General features: G+C 70.1%; 12 protein-coding genes. 9 read left to right on the top strand and 3 right to left on the bottom strand.

Features of this window, described 5'->3' with window-relative positions; translation table 11 throughout:
* Position 1 precedes the first annotated feature (1 nt).
* Positions 2-1,231: a DUF349 domain-containing protein gene (locus tag E1295_RS03480; protein WP_132628181.1), complete on the bottom strand. Its 1,230-nt coding sequence runs from the start codon at positions 1,229-1,231 to the stop codon at positions 2-4.
* 62 nt (positions 1,232-1,293) lie between these two features.
* Positions 1,294-2,163, bottom strand: coding sequence for a peptidylprolyl isomerase (locus E1295_RS03475; RefSeq protein ID WP_132628180.1), 870 nt, complete (start codon positions 2,161-2,163; stop codon positions 1,294-1,296).
* A gap of 138 nt (positions 2,164-2,301) precedes the next feature.
* Between E1295_RS03475 and E1295_RS03470 the strand changes: the two genes are divergently transcribed.
* The 3 genes from E1295_RS03470 (at position 2,302) to aspS (ending at position 6,116) form a co-directional block, all read left to right on the top strand.
* A complete protein-coding gene (locus tag E1295_RS03470; protein WP_132628179.1) occupies positions 2,302-2,982 on the top strand; it encodes an MBL fold metallo-hydrolase in 681 nt (226 codons plus the stop codon).
* Positions 2,982-4,241: a histidine--tRNA ligase gene (gene hisS / locus E1295_RS03465; protein WP_132628178.1), complete on the top strand. Its 1,260-nt coding sequence runs from the start codon at positions 2,982-2,984 to the stop codon at positions 4,239-4,241. Before E1295_RS03470 ends, hisS begins: the two co-directional genes overlap by 1 nt.
* Before the next feature lie 144 nt (positions 4,242-4,385).
* On the top strand, positions 4,386-6,116 hold the full coding sequence (aspS, locus tag E1295_RS03460; protein ID WP_132628177.1) for an aspartate--tRNA ligase: 1,731 nt from the start codon (positions 4,386-4,388) through the stop codon (positions 6,114-6,116).
* A 63-nt stretch (positions 6,117-6,179) separates the two neighbouring features.
* On the opposite strand, the gene E1295_RS03455 is transcribed toward aspS, so the two are convergent.
* A complete protein-coding gene (locus tag E1295_RS03455; protein WP_246079810.1) occupies positions 6,180-7,076 on the bottom strand; it encodes a peptidylprolyl isomerase in 897 nt (298 codons plus the stop codon).
* Between the two features lie 232 nt (positions 7,077-7,308).
* Between E1295_RS03455 and E1295_RS03450 the strand changes: the two genes are divergently transcribed.
* The 6 genes from E1295_RS03450 (at position 7,309) to mltG (ending at position 14,531) form a co-directional block, all read left to right on the top strand.
* On the top strand, positions 7,309-8,610 hold the full coding sequence (locus tag E1295_RS03450; protein ID WP_132628175.1) for a replication-associated recombination protein A: 1,302 nt from the start codon (positions 7,309-7,311) through the stop codon (positions 8,608-8,610).
* 272 nt (positions 8,611-8,882) lie between these two features.
* Positions 8,883-9,320: a DUF948 domain-containing protein gene (locus E1295_RS03445; protein ID WP_132628174.1), complete on the top strand. Its 438-nt coding sequence runs from the start codon at positions 8,883-8,885 to the stop codon at positions 9,318-9,320.
* Positions 9,317-9,547 carry a hypothetical protein gene (locus E1295_RS03440; RefSeq protein WP_132628173.1) on the top strand — a complete coding sequence of 77 codons (231 nt, stop codon included), beginning with the start codon at positions 9,317-9,319 and terminating at the stop codon, positions 9,545-9,547. The genes E1295_RS03445 and E1295_RS03440 overlap by 4 nt, the downstream gene beginning before the upstream one ends.
* A 29-nt stretch (positions 9,548-9,576) precedes the next feature.
* Positions 9,577-12,252 carry an alanine--tRNA ligase gene (gene alaS / locus E1295_RS03435; RefSeq protein WP_132628172.1) on the top strand — a complete coding sequence of 892 codons (2,676 nt, stop codon included), beginning with the start codon at positions 9,577-9,579 and terminating at the stop codon, positions 12,250-12,252.
* A 10-nt stretch (positions 12,253-12,262) separates the two neighbouring features.
* Entirely contained in the window at positions 12,263-12,742 is a 480-nt protein-coding gene (ruvX, locus tag E1295_RS03430) for a Holliday junction resolvase RuvX (RefSeq protein WP_132628171.1), read from the top strand.
* Positions 12,743-12,872: 130 nt separating this feature from the next.
* A complete protein-coding gene (mltG, locus tag E1295_RS03425) occupies positions 12,873-14,531 on the top strand; it encodes an endolytic transglycosylase MltG (RefSeq protein WP_246079817.1) in 1,659 nt (552 codons plus the stop codon).
* The last annotated feature ends 84 nt before the right edge of the window (positions 14,532-14,615 follow it).

The following is a 14,615-nucleotide window of genomic DNA, read 5'->3' as shown; positions in this document are numbered from 1 at the left end:
CTCAGCTGAACTCGGCCAGCGTGCGCTCGGCCTCCTCCAGCCACGACCGGCGGGCGGTCAGCGCCTCCTCGGCCTCCTTGACGTCCTTGGCGCGCCCTGCGGCCTGCGCCTTGGACAGCCGCTTCTCCAGCTGGTCGATGGAGGTGCGCAGCTGGTCGACCGTGCTCTGGGCGCGCGCCCTCGCCTCGGGGTTGGAGCGCTTCCACTCGGCGTCCTCGGCCTTGCGCACCGCGTCGTCGACCTTGCGCAGCCCGCCCTCGAGGCGGTCGCGCTGGTCGCGCGGCACGGGGCCGGCGGCCTCCCAGCGCTCCAGGATGTGCCGCAGCGCCCCTCTCGCCGTGCGTGCGTCGGTGACGGGCAGGATCTTCTCCGCCTCGGCGAGCAGTTGCTCCTTGACCGCGGCGTTGGCCGCGAGCGAGGCGTCGCGCTCGGCGAACACGGCGGAACGGGCCTGGAAGAACTGGTCCTGGGCGCCCTTGAAACGGGCCCAGAGCTCGTCCTCGGCCTCGCGAGATGCCCGGCCGGCGCTCTTCCACTGCTGCATCAGGTCGCGGTAGATCGCGGCGGTGCCGCCCCAGTCGGTCGAGTCGGCCAGCGCCTCGGCCTCGGCGACGATGCGCTCCTTGGCCGCGCGCACCTCCTCACGCTGCTCGTCGAGCCCCGCGAAATACTGCTTGCGGCGCTTGGCGAACGCTGTGCGGGCGGCCGACAGGCGCTTCCACAGCGCGGCCTCGGTGACCCGGTCGATGCGGTCGGCGGCCTTCCACTCCTCGATGAGCTGGCGCAGCCGCTCACCGCCGGACTTCCAGTGGGTGGTCTCGTCGGCGATGCGCTCGGCCTCGGCGACGATGCGTTCCTTGACCGCCCTGGCCTCGGCCCGCGCCTGTTCGCGGGCGGCCTTGACCTCCTCGCGGCGCTGGGCGACCAGCCCGGTGAGGCCGTCGAGCCTGGCCGTCAGCGCGGCCAGGTCGCCGACGGCGTGGGCGTCCGCGACGGCCTCACGCAGCTTGGTGATGCTGGCCTCGGCCTGCGCCGGAGCCAGGTCGGTGCTCCTGACGCGCTGTTCGAGCAGCTGGACCTGACCGGCCAGCTCGTCGTACTTGCGATGGAAGTAGGCCAGTGCCTCTTCGGGTTCACCGGCCTGCCAGGACCCGACGGCTCGCTCTCCCTCAGCCGTACGCACGTAGACGGTGCCGTCGTCGTCTACCCGGCCCCATGGGTCGGTGCTCACCGTGTCCTCCCGCACTCTCCATCAGACCCTTCGGGACTACTTCGTCCCTAGTTTGTATTACGTCAGCTCTTGCCGGCGAATGTCACGTCTTTGATTTCGACGCTTTGCTTCGGTGCTCCGGTCCCGTCTCCCGCGTCCGCAACGACGCCTGCTTTGCTCACCTTGTCCAGGATGTCCAGCCCCTTGGTGATCGTACCCACCGGCGTGTATTGCGGGGGGAGAGCGATGTCACCGAAAACGAGGAAGAACTGGCTGCCCGTCGTTCCGGGTGCCTGCGTCTTGGCCATCGCCATCACGCCCCGCTTGTACGTGGCGCCCTCCAGGTTCTCCTCGGCCATGACGTAGCCGGGGCCGCCCGAGCCGTCCTGGCTCTTGCCGTCGGCCTTGGCGAACGGGTCGCCGCACTGGAGCATCGGGAACTGCTCGCTGCCCAGCCTGTGGCACTTGCTCCCGTCGTAGTAGTTCTTCTTGGCGAGGTGCTCGAGCGAGTTGGTCGTGCACGGCGCCTTGGCGTTGTCGAGCTCCACCACGATGTCGCCGCGGTTGGTCGCGAACGTCATCGTCTTCTTCGCCGGTTCGGTCTTCACCTTCTTCGGCGGCAGGCCGACGTCCTTCACCTTGCCCCCGGTCGTGTCGGCGGCGTAGTCGCACGTGCCGGCCGCCGCGTCGTAAGGCTTGGGCCCCGTGGTCGCCGCCGCTGAGGCGGTGTCCTGGGGCGCCGCCGTGGGCGACGCGGCCGCGTCCGTCGGCGTGTCACCGCCGCTCATGAACGCGATCGCGGCCACGATGCCGCCGACCACGACCACCACGCCCACGGTGGAGCCGATGATCGCCGTGCGCTTGGCCTTCTGCTCGCGCTCGAGACGGCGCTGCATCTGCCGCTCGTAGTGCTCACGCGCCAGCTGCTTCTGCCGGTCCTTCCCCGTGGCCACCGCTTTGCCTCCCTTAGTGAATCAACTGAGGTGGGCGAATCGTATCGGCCATTGGGTAATGATTCGCAGCCCGGCGACCCGCACCGGTACCCTTCGGTTACATTCCCATTGGCTTTTCGACGAGATCACCTGAGGCAGATGCTCATCGCCGGCTTCCCCGCAGGGGCCTTCCAGACCAACTGTTACGTCGTCGCGCCCGCCGCGGGCGAGGAGTGCGTGATCGTCGATCCAGGCCAGGACGCGACCGACGGCGTCGACGAGCTGCTGCGCGAGCACCGGCTCAAGCCGGTCGCGGTCCTGCTCACCCACGGTCACCTCGACCATGTCTGGTCCGTGGCCCCGGTCTGCGGCGCGCGTGACGTCCCCGCGTGGATCCACCCCGACGACCGCCACCTGCTCAGCGATCCCGCCGCCGGCTGGTCCGACACGAGCGCCCAGCTGTTCGGGGGCCTGACGCTGAGCGAGCCCGACGACGTGCGCGAGCTGTCCGACGGGGCCGTGCTGAAGCTCGCCGGCCTCGAGCTCGTGGTCGACCACACCCCGGGCCATACCAGGGGGTCGGTGAGCTTCCGGCTGCCCGGCGACGAGGTCATGTTCTCGGGCGACCTGCTGTTCGCCGGCTCCATCGGCCGATCAGACCTTCCCGGCGGCGACTACGCCACGATTCTGCGCAGCCTGGCTACCAAGTGTCTGCCGCTGCCGGACGATACGGTCGTTCTGCCGGGCCACGGACCACAGACAACGATTGGCCGCGAGCGAGCCGTCAACCCATACCTGAAAGAGGCGGCGCCGCACGCCGGTCCCACACGAGGGATCTAATGAGCTTCCAAGCACCCAAAGGCACCTTCGACTGGCTGCCTCCCCGCTCCGAGCGGATCCTCGCCGTGCGCGAGGCGCTCGCCGCGCCGCTGCGCCAGGCGGGCTACGGCTACATCGAGACGCCTGTCTTCGAGGACACCCAGCTGTTCGCCAGGGGCGTAGGCGAGTCGACCGACATCGTCTCCAAGGAGATGTACACCTTCCCCGACAAGGCGGGCCGCTCCCTGACCCTGCGCCCCGAGGGCACGGCCTCCGTCGTGCGCGCGGTGCTGCAGCACAACCTGCACGCCGGCCAGCTCCCGGTGAAGTTGTGGTACTCCGGCAGCCAGTTCCGCTACGAGCGCGCCCAGAAGGGCCGCTACCGCCACTTCTGGCAGGTCGGCGCGGAGGCGCTCGGTTCGGAGGACCCGGCGCTCGACGCCGAGCTCATCGTGCTCGGCGCCCGCGGATTCGCCTCGCTCGGCCTGAAGAACGTCAGGCTGCTGCTCAACTCGCTCGGCGACAAGACGTGCCGGCCCGCCTACCGCGCGGCGCTGCAGGAGTTCCTGCGCGGCCTCGACCTCGACGCCGACACCAGGGCCCGCATCGAGATCAACCCGCTGCGGGTGCTCGACGACAAGCGCCCCGAGGTCCAGGCCCAGCTCACCGGCGCCCCCCTGGTGGTCGACCACCTGTGCGCGGCCTGCCTGGCCTACCACGAGGAGGTCCGCTTCCTGCTGAAGGCGTCCGAGATCGCGTTCGAGGACGACCCTCGGCTGGTGCGCGGGCTCGACTACTACACGCGCACCACGTTCGAGTTCGTGCACGACGGGCTCGGCTCCCAGTCGGCCGTCGGCGGCGGCGGGCGCTACGACGGGCTGAGCGAGATGCTCGACGGCCCGCCGCTGCCCAGCGTCGGGTGGGCGCTCGGGGTCGACCGCACGTTCCTCGCCATGGAGGCCGAGGGGCTGCTCGACGATCACGCGCAGGCCCGCGTCCAGGTGTACGGTGTCCCGCTGGGCGACGAGGCCCGCCGCCGGATGTTCCTGGTCGTCAGCGAGCTGCGCGCGGCGGGCGTCAGCGCCGACATGGCCTTCGGCGGCAAGGGGCTCAAGGGCGCGATGAAGGGCGCCGGCCGTTCGGGTGCCGGGTTCGCGCTGATCCTGGGCGAGCGTGACCTCGCGGCCGAGGTCGTGCAGGTCAAGGACCTGACCACCGCCGAGCAGAGCGAGGTGCCGCTGGCCGAGGTCGTCGACGTCCTGAAGGGGAAGGTGCGGTGATCCGCCGCTCGGCCGGTGCCGGGTCGTCGCCGTCCCTTCGCCTTTTCTATCCGTACGAGGGGACGGTGTGGTGATCCGCGAGCCAGCGCCCGCCGGGTCGTCGCCATCCCTTCGCCTTTTCTATCCGTACGAAGGGAAAGTGCAGTGATCCGCACGCATACCGCCGGGTCGCTCCGCGAGGAGCACGCCGGGCAGCAGGTGACGCTCGCAGGATGGGTGGCCCGCCGCCGTGACCACGGCGGCGTTGTCTTCATCGACCTGCGTGACGCCTCCGGCTCGGCGCAGGTGGTCTTCCGCGAGGAGGACCACGCTCACGACCTGCGCGCCGAATACTGCGTGCAGGTCGTCGGCCAGGTCAGGGTGCGCCCGGAGGGCAACGAGAACCCCGACCTGCCCACGGGCGCGATCGAGGTGGTCGCCGACCGGGTCGAGGTGCTCAGCGAGTCCGCGCCGCTGCCGTTCCCCATCGAGGGCAGCGTGGGGGTGTCGGAGGAGGCGCGGCTCAAGCACCGCTATCTCGACATCCGCCGCCAGCAGGTCGCCGAGGCGATGCGCACCCGGTCCAAGGCCACCTACCTCGCCAACGAGGTGATGCACGAGCTCGGCTTCGTCTACGTCGAGACGCCGACGCTGACCCGCTCCACGCCCGAGGGCGCACGTGACTTCCTCGTGCCGGTGCGCCTGCAGCCGGGCAACTGGTACGCGCTGCCGCAGTCGCCCCAGCTGTTCAAGCAGCTGCTGCAGGTGGCCGGGCTGGAGCGCTACTACCAGCTGGCCAAGTGCTACCGCGACGAGGACCTGCGGGCCGACCGGCAGCCGGAGTTCACGCAGATCGACGTCGAGATGTCCTTCGTGGACCAGGAGGACGTCATCGAGGTCGGCGAGACGCTGATCGGCCGGCTGTGGAAGGAGATCGCCGGCTACGAGCTGCCGACGCCGCTGCCGCGCATGACGTACGCCGACGCCATGGCCCGCTTCGGCTCCGACAAGCCGGACCTGCGCTTCGGCCAGGAACTGGTCGAGATGACCGAATACTTCTCCGGCACCGCGTTCCGCGTCTTCCAGGCCGACTACGTGGGCGCCGTCGTCATGCCGGGCGGCGCCTCGCAGACCCGCAAGGAGCTCGACGGCTGGCAGGAGTGGGCGCGCTCGCGCGGCGCCAAGGGCCTGGCCTACGTGCTCGTGCAGGAGGACGGCACGCTGGGCGGCCCGGTCGCGAAGAACCTGTCGGAGCAGGAGCTGTCCGGGCTGGCCGCCAAGGTGGGCGCAGAGCCGGGCGACGCGATCTTCTTCGCCGCCGGCGCCAGGAACGCCTCCCGCGACCTGCTCGGCGCGGCCCGGCTGGAGATCGGCCGGCGCTGCGACCTCATCGACGAGTCGCAGTGGTCGTTCCTGTGGGTCGTCGACGCGCCCATGTTCGAGGAGGACGGCGAGGGCGGCTGGACTGCCGTGCATCACCCGTTCACCGGCCCGAAGCCGGAGTGGGCCGACAGCTTCCAGGACCACCCGGGCGAGGCGCTGGCCTACGCGTACGACATGGTCTGCAACGGCATGGAGATCGGCGGCGGCTCGATCCGTATCCACCGGGCCGAGATGCAGCAGCGCGTGTTCGACGTGCTCGGCATCTCCAAGGAGGAGGCGGAGAGCAAGTTCGGCTTCCTGCTGGAGGCGTTCAAGTACGGCCCGCCGCCGCACGGAGGCATCGCCTACGGCTGGGACCGCATCTGCATGCTGCTGTCCGGCGGCGAGTCGATCCGTGACGTGATCGCGTTCCCGAAGACGGCGTCCGGGTTCGACCCGCTCACGGGTGCTCCCACGCCGATCACGGCGGGCCAGCGCAAGGAGGCGGGCGTCGACGCGCCGCCCAAGCCCTGACCGGTGTTCCCCACGTGTGCGGCAGGCGCCTGGCGACGCCTGCCGTACACGGTCACGGGAAGGTCAGGAGAAGGTGATCTTCTTGATGATCACGGGCTTCTTGGGGGCGGTGGTGCCGCCGTCGCCGGTGATGTCGTCGTTGTTGAGGAGCAGGTCCTCCCCGCTGGTGGCGAGTCCGAGCAGCATGTCCATGCCCTCGCTGACCATGCCGATGACCGAGTAGCCCGCGCCGACCTGGAGGTTCTCGTCCGACAGTGAGATGGCGAACTGGCTGTTGTTCCGGCCCGCCGCCTCACTGGGCTGGGTCATGAACACCACGCCCTTGCCCAGCGGGATGTCGGTGTTCTCGTCGGCGTAGACGTAACCCGCGGTGCCCTGGCCGTCGGTCGGGTTCTTGCCGTCGGCCTTGGCCTGCGGGTCGCCGCACTGCAGCATGTGCACGCCGGCGACGTCGGGCGTGACCAGGCGGTGGCACTTCATGTCGTCGTAGAACTTCTTCTTCGTCAGGTAGCGCATCGAGTTGACCGCGCACGGCGCCGCCTCGGTCATGAGGTCGACGGTGAAGCTGCCGCGGTTGGTGGCGACCGTCATCTTCTTCAGCTTCATGTTGGGCTTCTTGCCCGGCAGACCGACGAACTTGTGCGGGAGTGACTTGTCCCGCTTGTACGTGCAGGTCACCGGACCCTTCTTCGTCGGGCTCGGTGACGTCCCCGGAGGGGTGACGGACGCGCTGGCGGAAGGGGTGCTCTGCGCCGCGGTCTCCTCGGACCCCTTGTCGACCATCGTGGTCCCGGCGAAGATCCCGCCCGCCACCACGACCACCGCCACGCCCGCGCCGAGGAAGGTGTTGCGCCTCCCCTTGGAGGTCTGGTCGGCGGCGCGCTTGGCCTGCCGTTCCTTGTGCTCCCGCGCCAGCTCTCTCTGGCGGTCTTCTTCGTTCTGGCGGTCGTCGCCGCTCACCGCTATGTCCTCTCGCTTTTGCCCACGCATGACCAAACAACTCCGCGCATGCTACCGGCCTCCGATATGTGCCGGACGTAAGTGGCGAAAGCCGGTGGATGCGACCAGTGTGATGGAGGCTCGCCGCCGTCGTGGCGCCCGCGTTCGGCCCGGTCCGTACGGCGCTCGCAGGGCCTCGTGAGGGCGCCGCCGCGCGGGCTCACCGGCCTCGCGGACCCTGTAGCCTCGCGTTGTGGACAGCTTGTTCGATTCGGCGGCTGAGGAGGCCACGCCGCAGCCGCTCGCGGTGCGCATGCGCCCGCGCAATCTCGACGAGGTGATCGGCCAGCGGCACCTGCTCGGCTCCGGCACCCCGCTGCGGCGCCTGGTCGAGAGCGAGGCGCCCATGTCGCTGTTCCTGTGGGGGCCGCCGGGCACCGGCAAGACGACCCTCGCCTACGTGGTCTCCAACGTCACCAAACGCCGCTTCGTCGAGATCTCGGCCGTGTCGGCGGGCGTCAAGGACGTGCGCGCGGCCATCGACAACGCCCGGCGCGAGCTCGGCATGACCGGCCGGCAGACGGTGCTGTTCGTCGACGAGGTGCACCGCTTCAACAAGGCCCAGCAGGACGCGCTGCTGCCCGCCGTGGAGAACCGCTGGGTCACCTTCATCGGCGCCACCACGGAGAACCCGTTCTTCTCGGTCATCTCGCCGCTGCTGTCGCGTTCGCTGCTCCTCAGCCTGGAGTCGCTGACCGACGACGACGTGCGCGCGGTGCTGGAGCGTGCGGTGTCCGACCCGCGCGGCCTGGGCGGGCGCGCGACGCTGTCCCCGCAGGCCCTGGAGCATCTCGTACGCCTCGCGGGCGGCGACGCGCGCCGGTCGCTGACCTACCTGGAGGCGGCGGCGCTGCTGGGCGACGACATCACCGTCGAGGTGGTGGAGAAGGCCGTCGACAAGGCCGCCGTACGCTACGACCGGCAGGGCGACCAGCACTACGACGTGATCAGCGCGTTCATCAAGTCGATGCGCGGTTCCGACGCCGACGCCGCGCTCCACTACCTCGCCCGCATGGTCGAAGCCGGCGAGGACCCGCGGTTCATCGCCCGCCGCATCGTCATCTTCGCCTCCGAGGACGTCGGCATGGCCGACCCCACCTGCCTGCAGACCGCGGTGGCCGCCGCGCAGGCGGTGCAGCTCATCGGGCTGCCCGAGGGGCAGATCAACCTCGCCCAGGCCGTCATCCACTGCGCGACCGCGCCCAAGTCCAACGCGGTCGTCAAGGCCATCGGGGCGGCGGTCGGCGACGTCCGCAAGGGGCTGATCGGCCAGGTGCCCGGCCACCTGCGCGACGCTCACTACTCCGGCGCCGACAAGCTGGGCCACGGCGACGGCTACAAATACCCCCACGACTTCGAGCACGGCCTGGTGCGCCAGGACTACGCGCCCGAGCAGGTGCGCGACAGGCGCTACTACGAGCCGACCAGGCACGGCGCCGAGGGGCCCGTGGCCGAGCGCTGGGCCAGGATCCGCGCCTTCCTGCGCGGCGCCTGAGGTCCGCGCGCGGGCGGGGCCGATGTACGGTTGCAGGAGTGACGGCGGGACACGCCGCGGCTCCGGCCCCGCGAGGTGGCGGGCGCGGCGGCGTGATGCCGGAGCGGCGGCTCGTGCCCGGCTCGGGGTGGCACGCGGTCTCACGCGGGCGGTCACGGGAAGGGCCGGGGCCGACGTGGCGGCCTGATCAAGGTCGCTTTCCCCACTAATGTGGTCGCTCGAACGCGATAGGGTCTTGCCGTTCCGGCCCAGCGTACGAGGGAGATGCGCGGATGCTTACCGCTGGAGAGGTCGCCGGGCTGATCGCGGCCACGGGCTGGATCGTCCTGGTCTGTGTGCTGGTCATGGTGCTCGTCAAGGTCGCCAGGCTGCTCACCGAGACCACCAAGGCGGTCTCCGATCTCAACAACCGGCTGACGCCGCTGCTCGACGACATGAGCGTCACGGTCAACGAGACCAACAGGCAGCTGGTCGCCGTCGAGGCCATCGCCAGGGACGTCAAGCAGGTCAGCGGCCACGCGGCCAAGCTGAGTGCCGTGACACAGACGATCTTCACCGGGCCGCTGATCAAGGTTTCGTCGCTCGGCTACGGCGTGCGGCGCGCCATCGAGGCCCGCACACCGGCCAGGCAGGCCGCCCGGGGGACCCGGAGGACGGCCCAGCAGGCCCAGAAGACGGCGCAGAAGACGGCATCCAGGCGGCCGAGATGATCAGGCGGCTGTTCTACCTCTCGCTCGGCGCGTTCCTCGCCTTCTGGGTGATGCGCAGGCTGCAGGCGCTTCATCCCGACCACGTGGCCCGTCGCACCGCCGACGGGGCGGCGGGCATGCTCCGGCAGGTGAGAGACTTTACTTCCGACGCGCTCGGCGAGGCCGCCGGCCGCGAAACAGAGTTGCGGGCGCGCTTCGGGCTCGACGACGCTGAAGACCACACGTAATTCCACAACCAACGCAAAGGATGGCCACCATGGAGTCGGCAGAGATCGCCCGCCGCTTCCTGCGCTTCTTCGAGGAGCGTGGGCACAAGATCGTGCCCTCGGCCAGCCTGATCGCTGAGGACCCCACGCTACTCCTGGTTCCTGCCGGTATGGTGCCGTTCAAGCCGTACTTCCTGGGGCAGCGCAAGCCTCCGGCGTCCCGGCTGGCCACCGCGCAGAAGTGTGTGCGCACCCCCGACATCGAAGAGGTCGGCAAGACCACGCGGCACGCGACGTTCTTCCAGATGCTGGGCAACTTCTCCTTCGGCGACTACTTCAAGGCCGAAGTGATCCCGTTCGCGTGGGAGCTGCTCACGAAATCCGAGTCCGACGGCGGCTTCGGCTTCCCCGAGGACCGGCTCTGGGCGACCGTCTACCTCGACGACGACGAGGCGTACGACATCTGGCGCAACAGCGTCGGTCTGCCCGACGAGCGCATCCAGCGCCGTGGGCTTGAGGACAACTACTGGCACATGGGCGTGGCCGGACCGGGCGGCCCGTGCTCGGAGATCTACTACGACCGCGGCGCCGAATACGGCAAGGAGGGCGGCCCCGTCGCCGACGAGGACCGCTACCTCGAGGTCTGGAACCTCGTGTTCATGCAGTACCAGCTCAGCCAGGTCCGTTCCAAGGTCGACTTCGACGTGGCGGGCGAGCTGCCCTCGAAGAACATCGACACCGGCATGGGCCTCGAGCGCATGGCGACGATCCTGCAGGGTGTCGACAACCTCTACGAGATCGACACCACGTACAAGATCCTCGACCGCGCGGCCGAGCTCACCAAGACCCGCTACGGGCGCGACCAGCGCGCCGACGTCAGCCTGCGGGTGATCGCCGACCACGTGCGCACCGGCACCATGCTGGTCGCCGACGGCGTCATGCCCGGCAACGAGGGCCGCGGCTACGTCCTGCGCCGCATCCTGCGCCGTACGGTGCGCAACCTGCGCCTGCTCGGCTCCGGCGACGACCGCTACATGCACGAGCTGACCGACGTCGCGATCAATGTCATGGGTGAGCAATACCCCGAGCTCAAGGCCGACGCGCCGCAGATCCACGGCATCATCGACGCCGAGGAGGCCTCCTTCCTCGGCACGCTGCGCACCGGCACCGCCATCTTCGACGTGGCGGTCGAGGAGACCAAGCGCAGGTCGGCCACCACGCTCCCCGGTGAGCAGGCGTTCAAGCTCCACGACACCTACGGCTTCCCGATCGACCTGACGCTGGAGATGGCGGCCGAGCACGGGCTCACGGTCGACGAGGAGGGCTTCCGCCGCCTCATGCAGGAGCAGCGGCACGCGGCCAAGGCCGATGCGGCGGCGAAGAAGACCGGCAACGCCGACATCTCCGTCTTCGGGCAGCTGCTCGAGGCGTCGGGCAAGGTCGAGTTCCTCGGCTACGACCAGACCGAGGCCGACACCAGCGTGGCCGGCATCATCGTCGACGGGGTGCCCGTGCCGGTGGCGGGCGCGGGTTCCAACGTCGAGGTCGTGCTCGCGCGCACCCCGTTCTACGCCGAGGGCGGCGGCCAGCTCGCCGACCAGGGTGTGATCCGCACCAGCGGCGCGGAGGTCGAGATCGTCGACGTGCAGTCCCCGCTCGCGGGGCTCGTCGTGCACCGCGGCAAGGTCCGCAAGGGCGAGCTCAGGGTCGGTGAGGAGGCGCAGGCCGAGATCGACGTCGAGCGCCGCCGCGCGATCTCGCGCAGCCACAGCGCCACCCACCTTGTCCACCGCGGCTTCAAGAACGCGCTCGGCGAGACGGCGGCGCAGGCCGGTTCTGAGAACTCGCCCGGCCGTTTCCGCTTCGACTTCACCGCCTCGGGCGCGGTGCCACAGAGCGTGCTGCGCGACGTCGAGGACGAAGTCAACGCCGTGCTCATCAACGACCTCCAGGTCAACGCCTTCTACACCTCCCAGGCGGAGGCCAGGGCGATGGGCGCGCTGGCGATGTTCGGCGAGAAATACGGCGACGAGGTGCGCGTCGTCGAGATCGGCGACTACTCCCGCGAGCTGTGCGGCGGCACCCACGTGCACAGCTCCGGCCAGCTCGGCCTGGTCAAGGTGCTGGGCGAGCAGTCCGTCGGCGCCGGGGTGCGCCGCGTCGAGGCGCTCGTCGGCATCGACGCCTTCCGCTTCCTGGCGCGTGAGAGCGTGCTGGTCGCCCAGCTCTCCGAGCAGCTCAAGGCCCGCCGCGAAGAGCTTCCCGAGCGCATCGACGGCATCGTCACCCGGCTGCGCACGGCCGAGAAGGAGCTGGAGAAGCTGCGCTCCGCGCAGGTGCTCCAGGTGGCGGGAGACCTGGCCGCACAGGCTCGTGACCTGCACGGAGTCTCCGTGGTGACACACCGCGCGCCTGATGGCACCGGCGCTGATGATCTGCGTAAGCTCGCGCTTGATGTGCGTGGCAGGTTCCCGGCCGACAGACCGGCGGTCATCGTGATCGCCGGCGCCCCCTCCGACAGGCCCGTGGTGGTTGCCGCGGTCAATGAGGCGGGGCGCGAGCGGGGGCTCAAAGCCGGGCAACTGGTCGGCGTCGCCGCCAAGGCTCTTGGGGGTGGCGGTGGCGGCAAGGACGATGTCGCGCAAGGGGGCGGCACACGGCCGGAGGCGATCGGTGACGCGCTGCGCCTGGTCGAGCAGGCCGTCGCTGACCAGGTCAGCCGATAGCCCGGCCGGCATGAGATTCGGTGCGCGGATCGGCGTCGACGTCGGATCCGTACGCGTGGGCGTGGCCCGCAGCGACCCTTCGGGCATGCTGGCCACGCCGGTCGAAACCGTCAGACGCGGCAAGGGCACCCTCGACCGCATCGCCGCGATCGTCGCCGAGCACGAGGCGATCGAGGTCGTGGTGGGGCTGCCCACCTCGCTGTCGGGTCGTGAGGGGCAGGCGGCCACGCTGGCGCGGGAGTTCGCCTCGGCCCTCGCGGCCCGGGTGGCGCCGACGCCGGTGCGGCTGTTCGACGAGCGGCTGACCACGGTGACCGCGCAGCAAGGACTGCGGGCCAGCGGCGTACGCGCGAAGAAGCAGCGCGGCGTCGTCGACCAGGCGGCCGCGGTCATACTGCTGCAGGACGCCCTCGACTCCGAACGCGCCACGGAAAGACCACCAGGCAGGCCCGTCGAACCGCCACCGGCGGCCGGCGGACCTGCCTCATGAGCGGCCGATCGACGGGCCCCTGCCGTGACCGGCGCGGGTGCGTGACCACCCCGTGCGCCCTGCCCGCCCCGGCGGGGAGCGGAAGCGCCCCCGCCACGAGCGGGCGGGGCGAGGTGGTCTCGTGACCGGCATGCCCGAAGACGACGACGTAATTCCGTTCCTCGACACGGATCCCCGTGAGACGGATCCCCGCGACACGGATCCCCGCGACACGGATCCCCGCGACACGGATCCCCGCGACACGGATCCCCGTGAGACGGATTCCCACGACACGGATCCCCGCGACACGGATCCCCGTGAGACGGATTCCCACGACACGGATCCCCGCGACACGGATCCCCGTGAGACGGATTCCCACGACACGGATCTCCGTGAAGCGGATCTCCGTGAAGCGGATTCCCGCAACACGGACTCTCGTGAGGATGGTCTCCGCGATGCGGGCTCGCGCCTGGGAGACGTCCGCGGCACGGGCTCGCGTGAAGGGGATGTGCGCGATGCGGGCTTCCGTGAGGGCGATGTCCGTGAGGGCGATGTCCGTGAGGCGGGCTCGCCTGAGGGGGATGTGCGCGACGCGGGCTCACGCGAGACGAATGTCCGGGACGCGGGTGGTGACGTGGATCCGGCGCCGGAAGAGGGGAGCGGTGCGCGCCCGCCCCGCGCGGACGCACCGTCCTCCGCACCAGGAACGCCGACGACCTCCGGGACGGGTTCCGGGTCTAGGGCCGGGGCGGAGGCCGGGCGGCTGGCGCAGCGTCGCCGCGGGGCACTGCGCCGGGCAGGGCTGCTGTCGACCGGTCTGCTCGTCTCCCTGGTGGCCGTGGGGGCCGGGGCCATCGCGGTGCTCAAGCCGTACATCAGTCCGGATGACTTCGAGGGGCCGGGCAGCGGCTCGGTGACCGTTCGCATCACGCCCGGGTCGAGTGCGGCCGCCATCGGCTCGACGTTGGCCGACGCCGGCGTGGTGGCCAGCGCGCGGTCGTTCGTGAAGGTGTCGGAGGACCGCGCGGTGACCGGGAGGCTCCGTCCAGGCCACTACCGCATGCGCAAGGGCATGGCGGCGGGTGCGGCGCTCGACCTGCTGCTCGCGCCCTCGTCCAGGATCGTGAAGCGGGTCACCGTGCCCGAGGGGCTGCGGGCGGCCGAGGTGCTGGCGCGGGTGGCCCAGCTGACCGGGTTGCCGCTCGAGGAGCTGAAGGGCGTCGACAAGGCCCTTGTGGGGCTGCCTGACTACGCGCCGGGGATCGAGGGGTTCCTGTTCCCCGCGACGTACGAGGTGGAGCCGGGCGACACGGCGGTCGACGTGCTGGCGGCGATGGTGGAACGTTTCCGTGCCGCGGCCCGTCACGTGGGCCTGGCGGCCGAGGCCGCGAGGGTGAACCTGACGCCGCTGGAGGCGGTCACGGTGGCGAGCCTGATCCAGGCCGAGGGCGGCACCGACGCCGACTATCCCAAGATCGCTAGAGTGATCTACAACCGCCTGGCGAAGGACACACCGCTGGAGATCGACAGTACCGTTCTGTACGCCCAGAACCGCCGGACACTTAAGGTCACAGAGCGTGACACCAAAGTCGCTTCTCCGTACAACACCTACCGCCACAAGGGGCTGCCGCCCGGTCCTATCGCCAATCCCGGCGAGAAGGCGCTGATGGCGGCGTTGCACCCGGCTGAGGGCGATTGGCACTGGTTTGTCACCACTGATCCGGCACATAGAATCACCAAATTCACCAACAAAGAGAGCGAGTTCGTGAGATACCGGGAAGAGTTGAATAAGAACCTCGGGACGAGCTGATGTTCGGTGGACCCCCCGCTATCACCGCGCAAAAGCCCCAAAACAGGGCATGCGTCCTCTTCCCGTCCCTTAGCATGGCTACCC

Source organism: Nonomuraea mesophila, from assembly GCF_004352805.1.
GTDB classification, from domain to species: domain Bacteria; phylum Actinomycetota; class Actinomycetes; order Streptosporangiales; family Streptosporangiaceae; genus Nonomuraea; species Nonomuraea longispora.
Note: the sequence above shows the minus strand (reverse complement) of the source record. Positions and strands in the feature narration are given on the sequence as shown.

Coding starts and splice junctions, on each gene's coding strand:
- ruvX (WP_132628171.1), top strand. CDS start 12,263: ATGAGATTCGGTGCGCGGATCGGCGTCGACGTCGGATCCGTACGCGTG.
- E1295_RS03445 (WP_132628174.1), top strand. CDS start 8,883: ATGCTTACCGCTGGAGAGGTCGCCGGGCTGATCGCGGCCACGGGCTGG.
- E1295_RS03470 (WP_132628179.1), top strand. CDS start 2,302: ATGCTCATCGCCGGCTTCCCCGCAGGGGCCTTCCAGACCAACTGTTAC.
- mltG (WP_246079817.1), top strand. CDS start 12,873: ATGCCCGAAGACGACGACGTAATTCCGTTCCTCGACACGGATCCCCGT.
- hisS (WP_132628178.1), top strand. CDS start 2,982: ATGAGCTTCCAAGCACCCAAAGGCACCTTCGACTGGCTGCCTCCCCGC.
- E1295_RS03440 (WP_132628173.1), top strand. CDS start 9,317: ATGATCAGGCGGCTGTTCTACCTCTCGCTCGGCGCGTTCCTCGCCTTC.
- alaS (WP_132628172.1), top strand. CDS start 9,577: ATGGAGTCGGCAGAGATCGCCCGCCGCTTCCTGCGCTTCTTCGAGGAG.